The sequence below is a fragment of the Hydrogenophaga sp. YM1 genome (genome assembly GCF_016903055.1).
Taxonomy (GTDB): domain Bacteria; phylum Pseudomonadota; class Gammaproteobacteria; order Burkholderiales; family Burkholderiaceae_C; genus Hydrogenophaga; species Hydrogenophaga borbori.
The window spans coordinates 4,389,823-4,409,750 of the sequence record NZ_CP070223.1 but is presented as its reverse complement, the minus strand read 5'-3'; the positions used below and the strand labels follow the sequence as shown (position 1 = coordinate 4,409,750).

General features: G+C 65.9%; 17 protein-coding genes. 10 read left to right on the top strand and 7 right to left on the bottom strand.

All coding sequences use genetic code 11. The features are described from left to right. Nucleotides 1–20: 20 nt before the first annotated feature. The 6 genes from JNX00_RS20690 (at nt 21) to JNX00_RS20665 (ending at nt 7,438) form a co-directional block, all read left to right on the top strand. Complete coding sequence (locus JNX00_RS20690) at nt 21–1,001, top strand: tripartite tricarboxylate transporter substrate-binding protein (protein ID WP_204743563.1); 981 nt, start codon at nt 21–23, stop codon at nt 999–1,001. Nucleotides 1,002–1,054: 53 nt separating this feature from the next. Further along, a complete protein-coding gene (locus JNX00_RS20685; protein WP_204743562.1) occupies nt 1,055–2,632 on the top strand; it encodes an AMP-binding protein in 1,578 nt (525 codons plus the stop codon). Next, nucleotides 2,629–3,798, top strand: coding sequence for an acetyl-CoA acetyltransferase (locus tag JNX00_RS20680; RefSeq protein WP_204743561.1), 1,170 nt, complete (start codon nt 2,629–2,631; stop codon nt 3,796–3,798). Before JNX00_RS20685 ends, JNX00_RS20680 begins: the two co-directional genes overlap by 4 nt. A gap of 82 nt (nt 3,799–3,880) precedes the next feature. Next, on the top strand, nt 3,881–4,888 hold the full coding sequence (locus tag JNX00_RS20675) for a fumarylacetoacetate hydrolase family protein (RefSeq protein WP_204743559.1): 1,008 nt from the start codon (nt 3,881–3,883) through the stop codon (nt 4,886–4,888). Then, nucleotides 4,875–6,689: an FAD-dependent monooxygenase gene (locus JNX00_RS20670; RefSeq protein ID WP_204743558.1), complete on the top strand. Its 1,815-nt coding sequence runs from the start codon at nt 4,875–4,877 to the stop codon at nt 6,687–6,689. The genes JNX00_RS20675 and JNX00_RS20670 overlap by 14 nt, the downstream gene beginning before the upstream one ends. Continuing rightward, nucleotides 6,686–7,438 carry an Asp/Glu racemase gene (locus JNX00_RS20665; protein WP_275564516.1) on the top strand — a complete coding sequence of 251 codons (753 nt, stop codon included), beginning with the start codon at nt 6,686–6,688 and terminating at the stop codon, nt 7,436–7,438. The genes JNX00_RS20670 and JNX00_RS20665 overlap by 4 nt, the downstream gene beginning before the upstream one ends. Before the next feature lie 102 nt (nt 7,439–7,540). Here JNX00_RS20665 and JNX00_RS20660 read toward each other — a convergent pair whose 3' ends face one another. Further along, nucleotides 7,541–8,362: a helix-turn-helix transcriptional regulator gene (locus JNX00_RS20660; protein WP_204743557.1), complete on the bottom strand. Its 822-nt coding sequence runs from the start codon at nt 8,360–8,362 to the stop codon at nt 7,541–7,543. A gap of 87 nt (nt 8,363–8,449) precedes the next feature. Between JNX00_RS20660 and JNX00_RS20655 the strand changes: the two genes are divergently transcribed. From JNX00_RS20655 to JNX00_RS20645, 3 genes are all read left to right on the top strand, one after another. Continuing rightward, the gene (locus tag JNX00_RS20655) at nt 8,450–9,628 is read left to right on the top strand and encodes an alpha/beta fold hydrolase (protein ID WP_204743556.1); all 1,179 of its coding nucleotides are present in this window, start codon (nt 8,450–8,452) and stop codon (nt 9,626–9,628) included. A 118-nt stretch (nt 9,629–9,746) separates the two neighbouring features. After that, nucleotides 9,747–12,563 (top strand): LuxR C-terminal-related transcriptional regulator, encoded by a 2,817-nt coding sequence (locus JNX00_RS20650; protein WP_204743555.1) that lies wholly within the window; start codon nt 9,747–9,749, stop codon nt 12,561–12,563. Between the two features lie 274 nt (nt 12,564–12,837). Further along, nucleotides 12,838–13,833, top strand: a complete 996-nt coding sequence (locus JNX00_RS20645) for a tripartite tricarboxylate transporter substrate binding protein (protein ID WP_204743554.1) — start codon at nt 12,838–12,840, stop codon at nt 13,831–13,833. A 64-nt stretch (nt 13,834–13,897) separates the two neighbouring features. On the opposite strand, the gene JNX00_RS20640 is transcribed toward JNX00_RS20645, so the two are convergent. After that, nucleotides 13,898–15,214, bottom strand: coding sequence for a sulfatase-like hydrolase/transferase (locus JNX00_RS20640; RefSeq protein ID WP_204743553.1), 1,317 nt, complete (start codon nt 15,212–15,214; stop codon nt 13,898–13,900). A gap of 55 nt (nt 15,215–15,269) precedes the next feature. Continuing rightward, nucleotides 15,270–16,109, bottom strand: coding sequence for a tripartite tricarboxylate transporter substrate binding protein (locus JNX00_RS20635; protein ID WP_239478199.1), 840 nt, complete (start codon nt 16,107–16,109; stop codon nt 15,270–15,272). Nucleotides 16,110–16,329: 220 nt separating this feature from the next. Between JNX00_RS20635 and JNX00_RS20630 the strand changes: the two genes are divergently transcribed. Further along, nucleotides 16,330–16,854, top strand: a complete 525-nt coding sequence (locus JNX00_RS20630) for a MarR family transcriptional regulator (protein WP_204743551.1) — start codon at nt 16,330–16,332, stop codon at nt 16,852–16,854. Between the two features lie 90 nt (nt 16,855–16,944). Here JNX00_RS20630 and JNX00_RS20625 read toward each other — a convergent pair whose 3' ends face one another. The 4 genes from JNX00_RS20625 to JNX00_RS20610 are packed head-to-tail and all read right to left on the bottom strand — an operon-like array spanning nt 16,945 to nt 19,925. Beyond that, entirely contained in the window at nt 16,945–17,349 is a 405-nt protein-coding gene (locus JNX00_RS20625) for an OB-fold domain-containing protein (RefSeq protein ID WP_204743550.1), read from the bottom strand. Nucleotides 17,350–17,352: 3 nt separating this feature from the next. Continuing rightward, on the bottom strand, nt 17,353–18,528 hold the full coding sequence (locus JNX00_RS20620) for a thiolase domain-containing protein (RefSeq protein ID WP_204743549.1): 1,176 nt from the start codon (nt 18,526–18,528) through the stop codon (nt 17,353–17,355). An 18-nt stretch (nt 18,529–18,546) separates the two neighbouring features. After that, nucleotides 18,547–19,002 (bottom strand): MaoC family dehydratase, encoded by a 456-nt coding sequence (locus JNX00_RS20615; protein ID WP_204743548.1) that lies wholly within the window; start codon nt 19,000–19,002, stop codon nt 18,547–18,549. A gap of 11 nt (nt 19,003–19,013) precedes the next feature. Then, on the bottom strand, nt 19,014–19,925 hold the full coding sequence (locus JNX00_RS20610; protein ID WP_204743547.1) for an SDR family NAD(P)-dependent oxidoreductase: 912 nt from the start codon (nt 19,923–19,925) through the stop codon (nt 19,014–19,016). Nucleotides 19,926–19,928: the final 3 nt, after the last annotated feature.

Here is a 19,928-nt window from a genome sequence, read left to right as displayed (position 1 = left end):
TTCTGACGAAGGAGACTCACATGCTCAAGATCCTCAGCAAAAGGCTTTTCATCGCAGCCCTGGTGGCGCTGCCGCTGGCCGCGAGCGCCCAAGAGGCCGCGAAGTTTCCGACGCGTCCCATCACCTGGATCATTGGCGCGCCTCCCGGTGGCGGTTCAGACACCTTTGCCCGAACGGTGGCGCAAGCCATGTCCGTCAACATGGGGCAGCCGGTGGTGGTGGTCAACCGCCCGGGGGCCTCGCAGATGATCGCCGCCGAGCAACTGAAGCTGGCCGCCAGCGACGGTTACACCATCTTCACAGCCGACAACGGCACGCTCGTGTTCAACGCGGCGCTGTTTCCCAAGCTTCCATACGACGTGAAGAAGGATTTCGACCTCGTCACTTTGATGATGAGGGCGCCGCTGTTCCTGATGTCCAACCCCGGCTTTCCCGCGCGGGACTACCGTTCCTTCGTGAACCTCGCGAAGAGCCAGCCCGGCAAGTTCAGCTATGCGTCACCGGGAACTGGAACCCCTCACAACCTGGCGACGCAGTTCATCCTAGCGCGAGAGGGGCTGGACGTGGTCGCGATTCAGTACAAGGGCGCCGGGCCTGCCGTGCAGGACGTCATCGCCGGGCATGTGCCCTTCATGGTGCTCGATGCCATCACGGCGAGTCCTTTCATTCGAAGCAAGAGCCTGCACGCCATCGCAACGCTCACAGAGAAGCGACAGCCGAGCTTCAGCGAGGTGCCCTCAATGTCGGAGTCCGGCGTGAACGATGTCGAACTGTATGCCTGGCAGGGGCTGGTGGTGCCGCGAGGCACGCCTCCTCAGGTCATCGAGAAACTGAGAGCCGAATACGCCAAGGCGCTTCTGAACCCCAGCGTGGAACGCAAGACGCGCGAGATGGGGGTCGAAACGCTGACCAGTTCCAGGGAGGAGTTTGGCGCTCTGCTCGACCGGGAAATCGCGCGCTGGCACCCGCTGATCACGCAGCGCGGCATTCGCGGTGAATGAGCGCGGCTTCGACCCATAGGCGGCCAGTTCCACAGAACCATTGAAAACCTGAAATGACCAACACAGTCGACTGTGTGGATGCGCAGACAGGAAGCCTGCGCACGAACATCGCTGATCCGATCTTCAAGTTCGCGGCACAACGTTCGCAGGCTCGCGCTGTCGTCGAGCTGGGTATCGGTGATGCCGAGCAGCGCCAATGGAGCTACGACGAACTCGCCTCGAAAGTGGATGCCGTGGCCGCTTCACTGCGCCATCTGGGGCTGCGCCGGGGTGACCGCGTGGCCATGCTCATGCGCAACTCGCTGGAATACGTACAGGTGTTCTTCGGGTGCGCGGCGGCCGGCATGGTGGTGGTGCCGATGAGCGTGCGACTGCTGGAGGCGGAGCACCTTCACTTCGTCAAGGACGCCGAGGCCGCCGTGCTGATCGGAGACGATGAACTGCTGGCGGCGCGGCCAACGCTGTGCGCGGTGCCTGGCGTGCTCAAGGTCGCCCGAAGCGAGCTGATGCAATGGACGGGCGACGGCAGCCGCCGGGAGCCCGAGGCGGTGGATGCCGACGAGCTCTGCTCCCTGATGTACACGAGCGGGACCACCGGCTTGCCCAAAGGGGTGATGCTGTCGCACCGCTCGTGGCGCGAGGCGGCCGAGTACATCAAGCACTACCTCGACTACCAGGATGCCGAGAAGACCTTGCACGTCGCGGCACTGACCCATGGCGCCGGCTTTCTGATGTTGCCGACCTTCGACCTGGGTGGCACCAACTTCGTGTCCTCGAAGTTCGACGTGCGAGTGTGCTTGCAGTGGTTCGGTCAACACGGCATCAACAATTGCTTCCTGGTGCCGTCGATGATCCGCATGCTGCTGAACCAGCACAGCGACGAGACCTTCCCCGATCTGCGCACCTTGTACTACGCCGGCTCGCCGATCGACCAAGCCACCTTGACCGATGCGCTGAGGGTTTTCGGCCCCCAGACGCTGGTGCAGTCCTTCGCGCAGATGGAGTGCCCGATGTTCCTGACGGTCATGGACCGCCAGACCCATGCGCTCATTGCCTCGGGCGAGAAGTCGGGTCTGATCCGCTCCGCTGGCAAGGTCTGCCGCGGCGTGTCCCTGCGCATCGTGGACGAGGCCGATCAGGCACTGCCGCAGGGCGAGCTCGGCGAGATCTGCGCGCAGGGACCTCACCTGATGAAAGGTTACTGGCGCCGCCCCGAAGCCACCGAGTCCACCTTGCTCGGCGGCTGGCTGCACACCGGTGACATCGGCTACTTCGACCCGGACGGCAACCTGTTCGTGGTGGACCGCAAGAAGGACATGATCATCAGCGGCGGCTCCAACGTCTACGCGCGTGAGATCGAGGATGTTCTGGCCTCGTTCGAGGGCATTGCCGAAGCCGCTGTGGTGGGCCTGCCGGACCCCCTTTGGGGCGAAGCCGTCACGGCCTTCCTGGTGCCCTCCGGCACCACCCGGCCCCAGACCAGTGACATCGCCGAGCGATGCAGCCGCGAGTTGGCCGATTACCGCCGACCCAAGTCCTTCCACTGGGTCGATGAACTGCCGAGGAACGCCTACGGCAAGGTGCTCAAAAGGGAACTGCGCGAACGGGCGATTCAAGGAAAAGCGAAATGAATCCATGCATCATCGGATGGGCCCACACCAAGTTCGGTCGGCTGAGCGATGAAACGGTCGAGTCGCTCATGGTCCGTGTGACGTGCGAGGCTCTGGCCGATGCCGGGCTGAGCGGGGCGGACGTGGACGGCACCTTCGTCGGCCTCTTCAACAACGGTTTCTCCGAGCAGGACTTTCCGTCCTCCTTGCCCTTTCATGCCGACGAATCGCTGCGTTTCAAGCCGGCGACGCGCTTCGAGAACGCTTGCGCCACAGGTTCGGCCGCGGTCCACGGGGCGCTGAACTTCATTGCGGCCGGCCGCGGGCGAATTGCCTTGGTCGTCGGTGCAGAGAAGATGAGCCATGTCACGCCGGCCGGCGCCACGAACGCCTTGCGCGGAGCCTCCTATGTGCGTGAGGAGGCGGCCCATCCCGCCGGCTTCGCCGGCGTATTCGGCGACATCGCCGCCGCGTACTTCGAGCGCTGGGGGGACCACTACGATGCCTTGGCGCGCATCGCGGTGAAGAACCACGCCAACGCCATGCACAACCCGTATGCGCAGTTTCAGCGCGAGCTCGATCTGGACTTCTGCCTGAACGAGTCGCCCGGCAACCCCCTCATCGCCGCACCGCTGAAGCGCTCGGACTGCTCGCCGATTTCCGATGGCGCAGCCGCCGTGATCATTGCCCATCCGGACGTGGCGCGCACGGCGCAGAAGGCCGTCGAATTCCGCAGCGTCGCCCATGTGAACGACTTCCTGCCGGCCAGCCGGCGAGATCCGACGAGGCTCGAAGGTGCCGCCGTGGCGTGGCAACGCGCTTTCGAGGCCTCTGGTGGCCTGGCGCTGAGAGATTTGAGCTTCGTTGAGTCCCACGACTGTTTCACGATCGCTGAGCTCATGGAGTACGAGGCCATGGGGCTCACGCCGCCGGGTCAGGGCCACAAGGCGCTCGATGAAGGCTGGGTTTTCAAGGGTGGGAAGCTGCCGGTGAATGCTTCCGGAGGCCTGAAGGCCAAGGGCCATCCGATCGGCGCAACCGGTGTGTCGATGCACGCGGTGGCGGCGATGCAGCTGTGTGGCCAAGCGGGGGGCATGCAGATTCCTGGCGCCACCGTCGGCGGCGTCTTCAACATGGGTGGGCTTGGCGTAGCTAACTACGTGAGCATCCTCCAGCGGCAACGCTGAGCGCAAATCGACCGCAACCGACCGCTAGAGTCGATCGATTGCGAGGAATAGAAGGAATAGACGTGAAAAGTAGGAGATACGGATGATTTTTGCCACTTTGAACAACGACACGCCCGATGGCGAACTGTTGGTCGTGAACAAGGCCCGCTCGCGGGCTGTGCGGGCCGGTTCGATTGCACCGACCTTGCAGTCCGCGCTCGATCGATGGGACGCGGTGATGCCGGTGCTGCGGGAGCTCTCCGACAAGCTGGAGAGAAACGAGGTATCGGACGATTTCGAGATTGACCTCAGCGCACTGATGGCGCCCCTGCCCCGTTCATACGCTTACTTCGATGCGGGCTGCTATCCACATCATCTCATCCCGATTCGCGCGGCGCGTGGCGCCAAGATTCCGGAAGATTTCTACGAGAAGCCTTTGATGTACGAAGGCTGCTCGGCACCGATTGCTGGGCCTAAGGAACCACTACGCCTGCTCAAGGACGACGAATGGGGTGTCGACATCGAGGCAGAGGTCGCGGCGGTGTTGGGGGATGTCCCGGCGGGCGTGAAGCGAGAAGACGCAGCCCGATACATCCGCCTGCTCGTGCTGTACAACGACACCTCGCTGCGCCAGCTCACTGCGCCCGAACTGGGCCGCGGATTCGGCTTCCTGCAGAGCAAACCCATGAGTTCGATGGGTCCGTTCGCCATCACGCCGGATGAGGCGGGCGAGCTTTGGAATGGTGAGTTTTTGGGCGGCCGGTACCTGCTCCACGTGCGCGGCGAGGTGATTGGCGACCTCGACCCCGGCAAGGACAACATATTCACCTGGCCCGATCTGATCGTGCACGCCGCCAAAACGCGTCCCCTGATCGCGGGCACTCTGATGGCCGCGGGGACGCTGGGGAACGAGGACAGGCGCCATGGCTGCGGATGTCTGGCCGAACTGCGCAGCCGCGAACAGCTGACCGAAGGCAGTGCGCGCACGCCGTTTCTGAAGTTTGGCGACAGCTTTCGCCTTGAGTTGCTCGATCGGGACGGCCAATCCGTGTTTGGTGCCATTGACCAGCGGTTGGAGCAATTGCCGGAGCCCAAGCATGAGCATGCATAAAGATCCGATTCACGTGCCGGTGTTGATCGTCGGTGCTGGTGGCTGTGGTCTGAGCTCGGCCATTTTTCTGGCGGATGCCGGCGTTCGAAGCCTGACGATCGAGCGCCACCCCGGTCCGCCGATCAACCCCAAGGCCCGTTACATCAACCAGCGGGTGATGGAGATCTTCCGCCAGCACGGTATCGCCGAGAGCATTTACGAGCGCTCCATTCCGCTGGAGTACTTCTACAAGATCAGCTGGCGCACCAGCCTGGCCGGCGACGGGCCGCTCGATCGGCGGACCTTCTACAGCACCGAGTCCATGGGCGGCGGGTCGATGACGGACTACGCGAAGGACAGCCCTTGTCCGAGCACGGTGTTCCCCCAACTGCGCCTGGAGCCCATGCTGAAGTCGGTCGCGGACGACCGGTCGGGGCAGGTGCTCTACAACCATGAGTTCCGTTCGCTCGAACAGCACCCCGACTGCGCGATCGCCACCGTCGTCAACCGCGCCACTGGCGAGGAGTTCCAGGTCCGCGCGCAGTACGTCATCGGCGCCGATGGCGGCAAGGGCATTGGCCAGATGCTGGGCGCGAAGATGGAGGGCGTGAGGGACATCGCGTCCATGGTGACGGTGTACTTCAAGGCCGATCTCTCCGAATGGATCGATGACGACCACGTCATGTCGTGGTGGTTCTGCAACCCCGACAACGGTGGGTCCTGGGCCAGCGGCGTGCTGGGCAAGCTCGGTCCCACGCGCTTCGATCGCCATTCCGAAGAGTGGATGTTCCACTTCGGCTTCCGTCCCGACGATCCGGCGCAGTTCGAAGACCACATGCTGCTGCCGCGCATCCGCGATCTGCTGAAGCTGCCGGACCTCGACCCTGAGATCCTCGCTGTGGGGCGCTGGAAAGCCGAGGGGGTGCTCGTCGACCGTTACCGCTTCGGGCGCGTCTTCCTGGCTGGCGATGCGGCCCATCGCCATCCCCCGACCACGGGCTTGGGCTTGAACTCGGCGGTCCAGGACGCGCACAACCTCGCATGGAAACTCGCCATGGTTCTGCAAGGCCAGGCACCGGACGCCCTGCTCGACACCTACGAAGAAGAGCGTCGCCCGGTGGCGCGCCGCAACGTCGACTGGGCGCTGCTCACGCACAACAACCACCAGCTCACGGACGCCGCCATCGGCCTGGTCCGCACGGACCCGGTGACCAGCAAGCGCAACTTCAGCGCCTTGTTCGCCCTCACGGACGATGGCGCATCCCGTCGCGCCCGCCTGCAACACGTCATGGACGTGCATTCGCTGGAGTACAAGGCGCACGACCTGGAACTCGGTTACCGCTACGTGTCGCGGGCGATTCAGCCTGATGGCACGCCAGAGCCGCCGCACGATCCCTGGGGCCGACATTTCGTGCCCAATGCGCGGCCCGGCCATCGGCTTCCGCACGTGTGGGTGAACGGCGGCGGGGAAGCAACCAGCACGCTGGACCTGGTGCGGCCCGGCCGCTTCCTGCTGATCGTCACCGAAGGCCTGTCGGCCTGGCAAAGCGCGGCGGCCGCGGTGACGCAGGAGCTGGACACCCCCATCGATGTCGTCGCCATGGCTTGGGACGCCCGGGTGGCGGACGGCGAGTACGCGTGGCGCGACGTGGCGGGCGTCGGCGAACGAGGCGCGGTGCTGGTGCGACCCGATCAACACGTCGCCTGGCGTGAGCAGGTCGAGCCTGGTGCCGAGCAACGGAGTCTGGCCACGGCCGTTCGCCATGCTTTGGCGAAAACCGATTCACAGCTTGTGCAGAACGCGAAAGAGGTAGAGGCATGACGCGAGCGTTTCGCATTGGCCAGATCGTCCCCTCGTCGAACACGACGATGGAAACCGAAATCCCCTTGATGCTGAGGGCACGGGAACTGGTCGAGCCCGAGCGCTTCAGCTTCCATTCCAGCCGCATGCGTATGAAGCATGTGACGAAGGAGGCGCTGGCGGCCATGGACCGCGACAGCGATCGTTGCGCCCTGGAGCTGTCCGATGCCCGGGTGGACGTCATGGGCTATGCCTGCCTCGTCGCCATCATGAGCATGGGACTCGGCTACCACCGCGAATCCGAAGAACGCCTGCAACGACGCGCACAGGAGAACGGCGCAGCGACACCCGTGGTGACGAGTGCTGGCGCGCTGGTCGACGGCTTGCACGCGCTGGGAGCGAAGAAGGTGTCCATCCTGACGCCGTACACGAAGCCGCTCACCCAACTCGTCGTGGACTACATCGAACACGAAGGCATCGAGGTGGTCGACAGCCTGTCGCTGGAGATCAGCGACAACCTGGAGGTCGGGCGCCAGGATCCCATGGCCCCGGTGGAGATCACCAAGAAGCTCAACACGCGTGGCGTGGACGTTGTCGTGGCCTCGGCCTGCGTGCAGATGCCGTCGCTGGTATCGGTGCAAGTCATCGAGGACCGGATCGGCATGCCGGTGGTCTCCTCGGCCGTGTGCACCACTTACATGATGCTCAAGCGCCTGGACTTGAAGACCGTGGCGCCCGGCTTTGGCTCGCTCTTGTCCGGTCGGTACTGAGCGTCGATGCTTTGCGTTCGCGAGGGCGCCACCGTGAGGGCAGACAGAAACGCCGATGTGGGCGGGCCGCTACCCGGATGGGACTGGCGGCCAGTTTTCCCGCTATACGCGGGCCTGCCGACTCCACAGCGACAAGTACCAGTTCAGCAATTCGCGTTCGCTGCCGATGTGCAGGCGCTGGTAGGCCCGCTTGCGGTAGGTCTTGACCGTTTCTTCACTCACCTCGAGGTCGATGGCGATGCCGGCCGAGGACAGGCCGTAGAGGATGCGCGCGCACACCTCCGCTTCTCGGCGTGGCAATGTGGCGTCCGCCGCAACGCAGCACTCGATCTCCGGCAGCGAACGCAAGGCCGCGCCCGCGTCGACGGGTTGACCCAGACGCTTGTGCTGGCCCAACAGGGCCACCAGCAGTTCGGCGTTGTCCGCCAGCATGGTGATGGCACCGCTGCCAAAACTGCCGTGGGCCTGTTCGCGCAGTACGCTCAAGCCGAAACGGCTGCCACCGACGCTGCCGCACAGCAGCAGGCGGTCGCTGATGTCTGGGTACATGTTGGCACGCAGTGGCGCGTAGTCGCTGTGGGCCAGATCGGATTGAATCAGCAGCGGCCGTGGGGCCTCCATGTTGCGCTGTGCCGCCGCCATCGCCGGGTCGAGGCGCCAGCCGCCCTGGCCGATGTAGCGGTCCACGATGTGGCGGTTGGTGTGCGCGGGTTCGACGCAGCAGGCCGCGACCTCGGTCAGCTCCGCCGCGTCGATGTGGAAGGCCGCGAAATGGTCGGCACCGCACAGGTTGTGCAGGTAGGCCGCCAATGCCGGGCCGAGCGAATCCGTGCCGATGGCGCCCACAAGGCGCGCCAGCGCACCGTATTGAACCTGCCGGCTGGAGTCCGGCGGCGGGAGAGCCGAAATTTTCAAATGGTCCATGGGCCAGCGATACGCCTATCCGTTCGGGGGTGCGCGCTTGCATGCACCTGATCACCCCTTCGCCTAGTTCCTGAAAGGATACCCCTAATGAGTACCGAAAACAATATCCACACCGAATGGGTGCATCTCGCTTACGACGAGCGCTCCGTCTTCAACGAAACCTATGGTTTCGCCGGCAACCAGGGCAAGATCAACGTGGAAGGGCTGCGCCTGCGGCCGGCCGCCCTGACGCCCTCGGACACCTTGCTGGTCTACATGCACCCGTCGTCAACCATGCAGCTGCTGCCGGTGCCGCGCGCCATGGCGGCCTCGGGCGCGCACGTGCTGTGCGCCGGCAGCCGCTACCAGCGCAACGACTCCGCCCTGATCATGGAAAAGGTGCTGCTGGACCTGGGCGCCTACATCCGCCATGCCAAGGAGGTCTGGAAGTACCGCCACGTGGTGCTGGTGGGCTGGAGCGGCGGTGGCTCGCTGGCGGCCACCTACCAGTCGCAGGCGGAGTCGCCGACCATCACACACACCCCGGGCGGTGACCCGGTCAACCTGGTGGACGCCGGCCTGATCCCCGCCGACGCCGTGATCTGGCAAGCCGCCCACCTGTCGCGCGCCCACTTGCTGGCCGAAGGCCTGGACCCCTCGGTGCGAGACGAGCTCAACCCCGACGACCGCGATCCCGAGCTCGACATCTACGACCCCAGCAACCCCAACCAGCCGCCATACACGCCGGAATACATCGCGCGTTACCGCGCCGCGCAGATGGCACGCATGCGCCGCATCACGGCGTGGGCCAAGGCCACCCTGGCCCGCCTGAAGGAGCGCAACGGCGCGGAGATGGAGCGCGGATTCGTGGTTCATCGCACCTACGCCGACCCGCGCTTCATGGATCCCTCGCTCGATCCCAACGGCCGCAAGCCCCGCTGGTCTTACCTCGGCAATCCCGAAGCCGTGAACAACGGTCCTATCGGCCTGGGGCGTTTCAGCACGCTGCGCTCCTGGATCTCGCAGTGGTCGCTGGACGACACCTGCGCCAACGGGCTGAAGTGCATTGCGAAAGTGCGCGCACCCGTGCTGGTGATCGAAAACGGTGCCGACGATGCCGTGCCCCAGCCCCATTCCCGCATGCTCTTCGAAGCGGCAACTTCCTCGGACAAACGTTTCCATCTGATCCCCGGCGCGACGCACTACTACGCGGGGCAGCCGGACCTAATGAACGAGGTAACGCAGCTGATCCGCGACTGGCTCGGGGAGCGCGGGATCCGGATCTGAGGCAACCGACCTCGTCAGCGTCACGGGCGCAACGGCTCCGTGCGCTGGCTAGTAGGCACGCCGCGACCTGAGACAATCGATCCCCAACCCTCTGCATACGCGCAACGACGACTCGCGCATGGCCAAGACCAGCAGCATCGTGGAGACACCCGCTCAGACCGACGGGGCCAGCCGCTCCGCTGTCCAGGCGTTTCGGGCCGACGGCAGCGCGGCGAAAGGACCATTGTCCGCAGCCACCACGTCGACGATATCGCCCAAGCTTCACCCGCCGCAACGCCTGGCCGCCGAAGTCCCGCGCGTCGCGCTGTGCGAGCGCATCTTCGCGGCTGGCGAGGCCCGCCTGGTTCTGCTGCGCGCACCGGCGGGATTCGGCAAGACCACGGCCATGCTCCAGGTGCGGGAGCGCTTCCAGAAGCTGGGCGTGCCGACCACCTGGCTGACCTTGGACCGCGGCGACAACGACCTCGTGCGCTTTCTGGGCGCCTTGTCGGCCGCCCTGGCCTCGGTCGTGCCCGGGCTTCCTGCGGTGGACGGGCACGACGGGAGAGGACTCGATCGTCTGGCTCTGTCGCTGATCGATGGCGTCGCCTCGCATTCGGCACCGTTCGCCTTGTTCTGCGACGACTTCGAGGCGGTGCACAACCCGGTGGCACTGGCCTTCATGGGTGAACTGATCGACCGCCTGCCGCGCGGGGCCCAGGTGATCATCGGCTCGCGCGGCGTGCCCGATCTGGGGCTGGGCCGCTTGCGTGTGAGTGGTCGCCTGCTCGACGTGGAGCCCGCGCACCTTCGCTTCACCGAGGCCGAGGTCGACGGCTTCCTGCGGCAGCAGCGCGGCATCGAGCTGACCGCCGCTGATATTCGCCGCCTGCACACCACGACGGAAGGCTGGGCCGCCGCGCTTCGGTTGGCCAGTCTTTCGCTCGAACGCCGTGAAGAACCGGGCCGTTTCATCGCGGGCTTCAGCGGGTCCAACTCCGCGGTGGTGGGCTACCTGGCCGAAGACGTGCTCGCGCGTCAGAGTCCAGATCTGCGCGATTTCCTCTTGCGCACCAGCCTCCTGGCCGAACTCAACCCCAGCCTGTGCGATGCCGTCTGCGGCCGCCAGGACAGCGCCAGCCTGTTGCGGTTGGTGGACCAGGCGCAGCTGTTTCTCACGCCGCTGCAGGGCGACCGTGGCCAGTACCGCTACCACGGCATGTTTGCCGAATTCCTGCGCGGTGAGCTGGTGCACCTGATGCCACAGGAGGTGCCCCGGATTCACCGCACGGCGGCGAGCTGGTTCGCTGCCCAGGGCCGCCCCATGCCGGCCATCGAACACGCCTTGGCGGCTGCCGATCTGGCTTTTGCGCTGCCTTTGCTGACGACACACGCGCAGACACTGCTGGCCCAGGGCCGCGTGCGCCTGCTGTCGCGCTGGCTCGGGCCCTTGCTCGACAGTGGTCGTTTGGAGGGGCACCCGATGCTGCAGGTGGTGCATGCCTGGTCGGTGTTCTTCGCGCGCGGACCGCGCGCCGCGGAACCCCTGCTCGAACGGCTGGAAGCGCGTGCCGACGCCGACGCGACCGTGCGCGCTCACTGCCTGGCCATGCGACCGCTGTTCCTCATGCTCAGCGATCGCATCGACGAAGCCTTGCCGATCGCAGAAGCCGTGCAGGCGCAAGTGCCGCCCGACCTCAGTTTCGTGAGCGGCTTCCTGGAGGTGACGCGCGCCAACCTGGCCCTGATCAGCGGACGCTACCAGGAGGCCTTGCGACTCGTGGACGTCGCGCGGGCGCAGCAGCCCTCGCACTCCAGCGACCTCAACCTGGCGCTGTCCGAGGCGGTCGAGGCCGTGGTCAATATGGTGCAAGGGCGCCTGCGCCAGGCCATCGCTGGCCTGCGCCTGGCCACCAGCGCCGGAGCGACCGACGCCACCCGTGCCACCAATGGCAACGTGCTGGCCGGCGTGCCGCTCGCGCTGGCCTTGTATGAGTCCGGGCAACTCGAACAGTCCGAGCGGCTGCTGGCCATCTACATCCCGCTCACCCAGGGCGTCTGCGTGCCGGATGAGCTGATCGTCGCGCACGTGGTCATGGCCCGAATCCTGATCGAACGGCAGCAGACCGAGGGTGCCGAACAACTGCTGATGGAGCTGGAGCGCATCGGCCATCGCAAGGGGCTTGCGCGCGTCATCGCCAGCGCCCGCCTGGAGCGGGTGCGCCTGCTGCTCTTGCAGGACCGGCTCGCGCACGCCAGGGAGGCGCTCGATCGTTGCGGGAGCCCGAGCCTGTGGGCGCATGTCGCGCGGCTGTCCTACCGTGCGAACGAGGTCGAGACCTTCGACGTGTTGTATGCGCGCTGGGCGATCCGTGCCGGGCAGCATGCCGAGGTGCTGCCGGGCCTCCATGTCGAGCTGGCCGCGGCGCGGCGCACACAGCGCGAGCGACGCGCACTGACGCTGACGCTGCTGATTGCCCAGGCGCTGTACCGCGACGGGCAGCGCAACAAGGCGATGCGCCAGCTCGCCACGGCGCTCACGGCCGCGTCGCGCGAAGGTTATGTGCGCGCCGTGCTCGACGAGGGCTCCTTCATGGTGCAGATGTGCGCCGAGTTGCGGGCGCAGCACGGCCTGTTCAGCGATGGCCATCTGCCGGGGGAGGTCCTGTCCTTTCTGGACGTGCTGGTGCCGCAGCAGAGCAAGTGGGTGCTGAAGCCGGTGGATGCAGCCACCCCCACGGAGGCACCCGCGCTGAACAGCGAGCTGCTGAGCCGGCGTGAACTCCAGGTGCTGCGGCTGGCGGCGGAGGGGCTGTCGAACCTCGAACTCGCCGAGAAGCTCTTTCTGGGCGAGACCACGGTGCGCACGCACTTACGCAACATCAACGGCAAGCTCGACACGCGCAGCCGCATGGAAGCCATCGCCGTAGCGCGGCGCCGGGGCCTCATCGCCTGAGTGCGAGACTCACCGCTCCCGCGCCGGCCGAAGCTTCGTCGGCGCTTGATTAGTCTTATACGACGATGCGTTGGCGCCAGCCCGGGCCTATCGTCACAGCGTCGTTCTTCGCTTCAGCGCCATGTGTTGACTGCCTAGGCGCACGGAGTGCGAACGATCCTCGTGAGGTGCATGGGTCATCTCGGTTGCGGCGCCTGGACTTTCCGCCTGGCCACGCCGCATTCACGAAGCGGGTTTTGAATCAGGCGCGTCCATACAAGCAAGGAGACACATCATGAACACCGAGTTCGGCCGCGGCGCTGCCCCCATCGGGCGCAGGCGCCTGCTGACGATCGCAGGCGCAGTGGCTGGCCTGAGCGCCATTCCGCATGTCCACGCGCAAAGCGCCTGGCGGCCGTCCGGTCCGGTCAAACTGGTCGTCACGTTCCCGCCCGGGGGCGCGACGGATATCCTCACACGCATGATCGCGCCCGGCCTGAGCGAGCACCTGCGCCAACCGGTGGTCGTAGAGAACCGTCCCGGAGCGACCGGATCGATCGGCTCCGCCCATGTGTACAACGCACAACCCGACGGAACCACCTTGTTGATCGGCGCGCCGGACGCACTCTCGATCTACCCGAACCTGTCGAAGACCCCGTACGACGCGTCAAAGTTCGTGCCCCTCGCCATGCTCGGCACCACGGCCTTCATCCTGCTCGCCCGGCCCGGCCTGCCCGCGAACAACCTGCAGGAAGTCATCGCACTGGCCCGCAAGCAGCGCCTGACCATCGCCAACGCCGGCATTGGCGGCAGCGGTCACCTGGTGTCGCTGGCTTTCTGCCAGGCGGCTGGCATCACGGATGCCACGCACGTTTCTGTGGGCGGCATGGCGCCGGCCATGCAAGGCTTGATGGGTGACCACTACGACCTGATGTTTTCCGTTGTGGCGGGTTCGGCCCAGCTTCGCGGCAAACTGAAGTTCGTGGGTGTTGCAGCGGCCGAACGGGTCGGCGCCGTTTCCGAGGTGCTCACCTTCGCCGAGCAGGGCCTTCGCATGCAGAACGAGAACTGGATCGGCGTCCTGGCACCGCCCAGCACGCCCGCGAACGTGGTGGCCGAGCTGGGCAAGTCGATCGGCGACATCGTGGCCTCGTCGACCTACAAGGCCAAGGCGGCCGAATTGGGTTTCGTTGCCCCCGCGATGACGCAAGTCGAGTTCCGGCAGTACTACGAACAGGACGTTCGCAAGTGGGCGGAGTTCATTCGAAGCTCGAACGTGAAACTCAACTGAGTGAGCGATCCGGACACCCGCGATGGGGCGGGTGTCCGGTCGCGTGAGTCGGCCGCACGCTGGCTCATCGCTGCGGCATGTCCTTCTGAGAGTAGCCCAGGATGACCGAGGCATCGTCGGGAATCGGGGGCATGCTGGCGTTCCAGGCTTCCCAGTGGTCGCGCATGGCCGCGAGGCGACCGGCCTGTTGCGCGGCGAGGTTGGCGCGCTCGCGTTCGTCACTGGGCAGGTGGAACAGGTAGTCGTGGCCATCCACGCGCAGGTACTTCCAGTCGCCCTCACGCAGCGCGCGCTGGGCCCGGTGGTTCATGCGCCAGTGGAGCGGCCGCGGGAACTCCCGGCCCTCGGCCTGCAGCACCGGCAGGATGGACACGCCGTCCAGGGGATAGCCGGGGGCGGCGCTCGCGCCGGCGAGCTCCAGCATCGTGGCCGACCAATCCATCGTCATGCAGACCTGGCTGCTGGTTCGCCCGGGTACGATCACCTCGGGCCAGTGCGCGATCCAGGGCACGCGGATGCCACCCTCGGTCAGGTCCATCTTGCCGCCCACCAGAGGCCAGTTGTCCGAGAAGCGTTCGCCGCCGTTGTCGCTGGTGAACACCAGCAGCGTGTTATGAAGCTGGCCGTTCTGGCGCAAAGCCTCCACCAGCCAGCCGATGCCCTCGTCCATGTGGTGGATCATGCGGCGGTAGGTGTGGATGTTGCCGCCGTTCAAGTGGAACAGCCCCTTGTTGAGCGCCTGGCTCACGCCCTGGTCGTCGCGCGTTTCCCAGGGCCAGTGGGGCGCGGTGTAGTGGAGGCTGAGCAGGAAGGGGGCCTTCTGCCGCGCCATGCGATGCACATAGTCCACCGCGCGCCGCGACAGAAGATCCGTCAGGTAGCCTTCTTCGGTCTGCGCCGCCTCGCCCAGGTAGAGGTCGTGAGCGCCGTTGTTGGTGCAGTGGCTGAAGTAGTCCACGGCGCCGGACATCGGTCCGAAGAACTCCTCGTAGCCGGATTTGAGTGGGCCGAAGCCGGGCAATGCGCCCAGGTGCCATTTGCCCACCAGGGCGGTGCGGTAGCCCTGCGCCTGCAGCAACGAGGGCAGTGTCGGGTGCCCGGGCGGCAAGCCCAGCGTCATGCCTTGGCCAGGTCGACTGCTCAGCGGCTCATCGATCCCCGCGCGCAACCGGTACTGGTAACGCGCCGTGATCATGGCGAAGCGCGTCGGGGAACACACCGGTGAGTTGGAATAGGCCTGGGTGAAGCGCAGGCCCTGGGCCGCCAGGCGGTCGATCTGCGGAGAGACGGGGCCAAACTCGGCGTCGCGGCCGCCGTAGCAGCCCAGGTCGGCGAAGCCGAGATCGTCGGCCACGATGAAGATGATGTTGGGTCGGTTCACAAGGGCGGGATGCGGGTGGTTGGTAGCGGCTATCCAGGGTCAAGGGCGAGCGCGATCAGTCGAGGATCAGGCCGGCGGCCTTGAGCGGTTTTTCCCACTTGGCCAGGTCCTGCTGCTGTGTCGCGGCCAACTCGGCGGCGCTGGAACCGACGGGCTCGTAGCCCAGCTGGTTCAAGCGCTCCAGCATGCCGGGGTTCTTGACGGCCCTGGCCACGGCTTGCTCCAGCCTGGCCTGGCTGTCGGGCGCCAGACCTGCGGGTGCGTACACGGCGAACCAGGCCGTCGCATCCACCGGGATGCCCGACTCCATCAGCGTGGGCACCTCTGGCAGCAGCGGGTCGCGCTTGGGGCCCGTCACGGCCAGGATGCGAACCTTGCCGGCGCGGTAGGGCTCGGCCATTTCCGCGGCGACGTCGAAGCTGTAGCCGATGTGGCCGCCGAACAGCGCGGCCTTGGCCGGTGCCGTGCCCTGAAAGGGCACGTGGTTGAGGCGGACGCCCGCAGTTTGCTCGATCATGATCCCGACGAACTGGGGCAGGGTGCCGAGCCCTGGCGTGCCGTAGGTGAGGCTGCCCGGACTGGCCTTCGCTTGAAGAACCATGTCCTGGATCGACTTCGCCTGAGCGCTCGGTCCCGCCACCACCACGAACTGGAAACGCGCGATGAGCGAGATGGGGGTGAAGTCCTTCGTGGCGTCGTATCCCAGTTTCTTGAAGGTGTGCGGGTACACCACGGTGAGTCCGCTGGGCGTGAGAATTAGGGTCTGGCCATCGGGCTTCGCGTTCTTCACCTGCTGCATCGCGATGCGGCCCGCCGCGCCGGGTTTGTTCTCGACCACGATCGTGCTGAAGTCCTTACGCATGCCCTCGGCCAGCAGCCGAGCGAGGTGGTCCATGGGCCCTCCGGGAGGAAAGCCCACCACGATCTTCAGCGGTGGCTTTTCTTGCGCCGAGACACCGGATGTTGTGGCGAGAAGCGATGCACACAGGGAGGCGAAGAGAAGGTATGGTTTGCGCATGGTGATCGGATCGCCTTGTGTCTGTCGTTAATGGCGTACGGACTCTAGCGATCAGACTTTGATTTGTTCAAATCAACTTTCTCTAGGACATACCCTGATGCCCCACACGCGGCCGGGTTCACTTGACGGCATGGAAGGCTTGCTGCTCTACCGCATGGGCCGCGTATCGCTGACGGCCGGCCGCCTGGTGGTGCGCATGTGCGAGGGGCGCTACGGCATCACGCGCCGCGAATGGCACTTCCTGGGGCAGCTGGCGCTGCAGGACCGCCTGGCGCCCTCGGAGTTGGCACAGCGCTCGCATCTGGACAAGGCGCGCACCTCGCGTGCCATCACCTCTCTGGTGAACAAGGGCCTGGTGCAGCGCCACGTGAAGGCGTCAGACCGCAGGCAGGCCGAGGTGGCTCTGACCGAGGCGGGTCGATCGCTGTATGAAAGCCTCATGCCGCAGGTGCGGAGTTTGAATCAGGAGCTCCTGGGCGCTTTGAGCGACGCCGAAGCCAGCCTGCTCTACGGAATGCTTGATCGCCTTCAGCGGCGGTCCGAACTCATGGTGGACGAGCACCGCGCCGAGTGGCCCAAGGCCATGCGCCACAAGGGGCGAACCAGGAGAAGCGGTATCTAAAAAAAACCCTGCCGAGCGCAAGCCCGACAGGGTCAATCGAACCTCGATGCCCGTTCGATCTGTCGATGAAAGAACCCGTGGTGCTACTTCTTACGAAGCCGCTCGCCGGGGCTGGAACACCGGTGTGTGGATGCCATCGGGGTCGGGCCGGAAACTCACTTCCACGGCCTGGCCGATGTGCACGTCCTCCAGCCGCTCGGTGCCGACGATGTGGGTCATCATGGTCGGCCCTTCGTCGAGCGTGACGTAGGCAATCACATAAGGCTGTGGCACACGGCGCTGGATGCTGAAGGAATACACGCTGCCGCGGCCGACGCTGGGACGCCACTCGGTGTTCAGGCTGTGGCAGAACGGGCACTTGCTGCGCGGAAAGAAGTGGTGCTCGGCGCAGTCCAGGCAGTAGCCCAGCAGCAGTTGTCCTTTCTGCGCCGCGGCATGGAAGGGCTGGATTTCCGGGTTCCAGTTGGGCGCAGACGCCTTGTTCTCCGTGCTCATCGTTCAAACCCTTTCCAGAATCAGTGTGGCGGCCCCGTGCCGGGTGCCGAGCGAGCCGCCGGTGCCGTTGGCCAGGGCCAGGTGGCAGTCCTTCACCTGCACCTTCGGGTGGGCTTCGCCGCGCAGCTGGCGCACGCACTCGATCACCTTGGTCATGCCTCCGCGGTTGCCGGGGTGATTGCTGCAAAGGCCACCGCCGTCGGTGTTGAAGGGCAGCCGGCCGACGCCGGAAATCAGATTGCCGTCGGCGACGAAACGCCCCCCTTGGCCCTTCTCGCAAAAACCCAGGTCCTCCAGCTGCATCAGCACGGTGATGGTGAAGCTGTCGTAGATGGATACGTACTGGATGTCCGAGGGCTTGACGCGGGCCATCTCGAAGGCGCGTTCGCCGCTCCAGCGCGTGGCCGAGAAGCTCAGATCGACCTTGCCGCCGTTGAGGTGCTTGATGGCTTCGCCGGCGCCGCGCAGCATCACCGTCGGCCGCTTGAGCGTCTTGGCGATGTCGGGGTGCACGACGACCAGGGCGCCACCGCCGTCGCTGACCACACAACAATCGAGCTTGTGCAGCGGGTCGGCGATCAGGGGCGAGTTCACCACGTCTTCCACGGTGACCACCTCGCGCAGCATCGCGTGGGGGTTGTGCTGGGCGTGGTGCGAGGCCGCAACTTTGATCCAGGCCAGCTGCTCGCTGGTGGTGCCGTACTCGTGCATGTGCCGCTGCGCCACCAGGCCATAGGTGTTGGCGACGGTGTGTAAGTAGGGATTCTCGAACGGCACTTCCGGCACCGTAGGGCCGAAGAAGGCCTTGACCATGAGGTCCGGCGGTGCCTTCTCCGCGCGGGGGCGGCCCGCGCAGGTGATCAGCGCCACCGAGCAGCGGCCCGCCGCGATGGCTTCGGCGGCGTGGCCCACGGCCAGCACATAGGCCGAACCACCGGTGTCGGTGGAGTCCATGTGCCGCACCTTCGTCAGGCCCATGTACTCCAGCATGGACGCGGCGCCCAGGCCGGGGGCATCGCCGGCGCAGAAGTAGCCGTCCACATCGTCGAAGCTGAGACCGGCGTCGTCGAGCGCCCCTTGGGCGACCTCGGCGTGCAGCTGGGCCAGTGATTTGTCGTCTGCCTTGCGTGTCGGGTGTTCATAGGCGCCCGCGATGCAGGCTGCACCATTGAGACTCATGATTGCTTAAGATTCTGATTAGTCGAAGAGCAGGCCGATGGTTTCGATGACCAGGGCGGGTTTGGGCTCGCCTTCCACCTCGACGTGCACGTCGCTGAGAAAGCGCACGCCGCCGGCGATGGGCGTGAGTTCGCGAACCGTTTCCTGCAGGCGGATGCGCGCGCCGCACTTCACCGGCGCGGTGAAACGCAGCTTGTCGGCGCCGTAGTTGACGCCGCTGCTGGTGTGGCGCACTTCGTAGAGTGCGGCCCGAAGCCTGGGCATCAGCGAGAGCGTGAGCAGGCCGTGCGCGATGGTGATGCCGTAGGGACTCTCGCGCGCCGCGCGCTCGGGGTCGCAGTGCAGCCATTGGTGATCGCCCGTGAGGTCGGCGAACTGGTCGATCAGTGTCTGCGTGACCGTGAACCACTCGGCCGCTGGAAAGGGCTTGCCGATCCATTGGGCGAGGTCGCCGGGCCGTTCGATGGTGACCATGCTGGCCCCCCTCAGCTCAGGCCCAGGGCCTGCAGCCGGGCTTCGAGATCGCCCAGGGGGCGGGGATCCACGGCGCGGGCGTTGTTCATCTGGCCGAAGCTCTTGGCGGCGTCGGCCACCATGTCCGCCGTCACGGGCTCGGTCGGGTTGAACTGCACGCCTTCACCTTCGACGAAACGCTGGCAGGCGAAGTAGCCGGCGACGGCGTTCACCACCAGGCCGCTTTGCGTGCAGGCCTCGCTGGCCAGCCAGGCCACGGCGGGCGACACCAGATCGGGCCGCAGGTGTTGGCCGATCTGCGGTGGGATGAGCGCCTGAGTCATGCGTGTGGCCGCCGCGGGCGAGATGGCGTTGACCAGCACGCCGTTGCGTGCCCCTTCCAGCGCCAGGCAGTTCATCAGGCCCAGAGTGCCCATCTTGGCGGCGCCGTAGTTGCTCTGGCCGAAGCCGCCGACGATGCCGGCCGCAGAGGTGGTGAGCACGATGCGGCCGTAACCCTGTTCGTTCATGATGGGCCAGGCCGCCTTGGTGCAGTACACCGTGCCCATGAGGTGCACCTTGAGCACCAGCTCGAAATCCTCGACCTCCATCTTCGCGAAGGTCTTGTCGCGCAGGATCCCGGCGTTGTTCACCAGGATGTCCAGTCGCCCATAGGTGTCCATGGCGGTCTGCACGATGCGCTGAGCCGCGCTGAACTCGGCCACGCTGTCGAGGTTGGCCACGGCCTCGCCGCCGGCGGCACGGATCTCGTCCACCACCATCTGCGCCACGCGACGGTCGTCGCCGGTGCCCGCGACGCTGCCGCCCGGGTCGTTCACCACCACCTTGGCCCCGAGCCGGGCCAGCAGCAGGGCGTGTTCACGGCCGAGACCGCCGCCGGCGCCCGTCACGATGGCCACGCGGCCTTCCAGATTCACTGTCATGTC

What these genes read in the sequence shown, in the direction of transcription:
- JNX00_RS20675 (WP_204743559.1), top strand. Translation starts at nt 3,881, where the DNA reads ATGATTTTTGCCACTTTGAACAACGACACGCCCGATGGCGAACTGTTG.
- JNX00_RS20650 (WP_204743555.1), top strand. Translation starts at nt 9,747, where the DNA reads ATGGCCAAGACCAGCAGCATCGTGGAGACACCCGCTCAGACCGACGGG.
- JNX00_RS20630 (WP_204743551.1), top strand. Translation starts at nt 16,330, where the DNA reads ATGCCCCACACGCGGCCGGGTTCACTTGACGGCATGGAAGGCTTGCTG.
- JNX00_RS20665 (WP_275564516.1), top strand. Translation starts at nt 6,686, where the DNA reads ATGACGCGAGCGTTTCGCATTGGCCAGATCGTCCCCTCGTCGAACACG.
- JNX00_RS20625 (WP_204743550.1), bottom strand. Translation starts at nt 17,349, where the DNA reads ATGAGCACGGAGAACAAGGCGTCTGCGCCCAACTGGAACCCGGAAATC.
- JNX00_RS20660 (WP_204743557.1), bottom strand. Translation starts at nt 8,362, where the DNA reads ATGGACCATTTGAAAATTTCGGCTCTCCCGCCGCCGGACTCCAGCCGG.
- JNX00_RS20685 (WP_204743562.1), top strand. Translation starts at nt 1,055, where the DNA reads ATGACCAACACAGTCGACTGTGTGGATGCGCAGACAGGAAGCCTGCGC.
- JNX00_RS20670 (WP_204743558.1), top strand. Translation starts at nt 4,875, where the DNA reads ATGAGCATGCATAAAGATCCGATTCACGTGCCGGTGTTGATCGTCGGT.
- JNX00_RS20615 (WP_204743548.1), bottom strand. Translation starts at nt 19,002, where the DNA reads ATGGTCACCATCGAACGGCCCGGCGACCTCGCCCAATGGATCGGCAAG.
- JNX00_RS20610 (WP_204743547.1), bottom strand. Translation starts at nt 19,925, where the DNA reads ATGACAGTGAATCTGGAAGGCCGCGTGGCCATCGTGACGGGCGCCGGC.
- JNX00_RS20655 (WP_204743556.1), top strand. Translation starts at nt 8,450, where the DNA reads ATGAGTACCGAAAACAATATCCACACCGAATGGGTGCATCTCGCTTAC.
- JNX00_RS20635 (WP_239478199.1), bottom strand. Translation starts at nt 16,109, where the DNA reads ATGGACCACCTCGCTCGGCTGCTGGCCGAGGGCATGCGTAAGGACTTC.
- JNX00_RS20620 (WP_204743549.1), bottom strand. Translation starts at nt 18,528, where the DNA reads ATGAGTCTCAATGGTGCAGCCTGCATCGCGGGCGCCTATGAACACCCG.
- JNX00_RS20680 (WP_204743561.1), top strand. Translation starts at nt 2,629, where the DNA reads ATGAATCCATGCATCATCGGATGGGCCCACACCAAGTTCGGTCGGCTG.
- JNX00_RS20645 (WP_204743554.1), top strand. Translation starts at nt 12,838, where the DNA reads ATGAACACCGAGTTCGGCCGCGGCGCTGCCCCCATCGGGCGCAGGCGC.
- JNX00_RS20690 (WP_204743563.1), top strand. Translation starts at nt 21, where the DNA reads ATGCTCAAGATCCTCAGCAAAAGGCTTTTCATCGCAGCCCTGGTGGCG.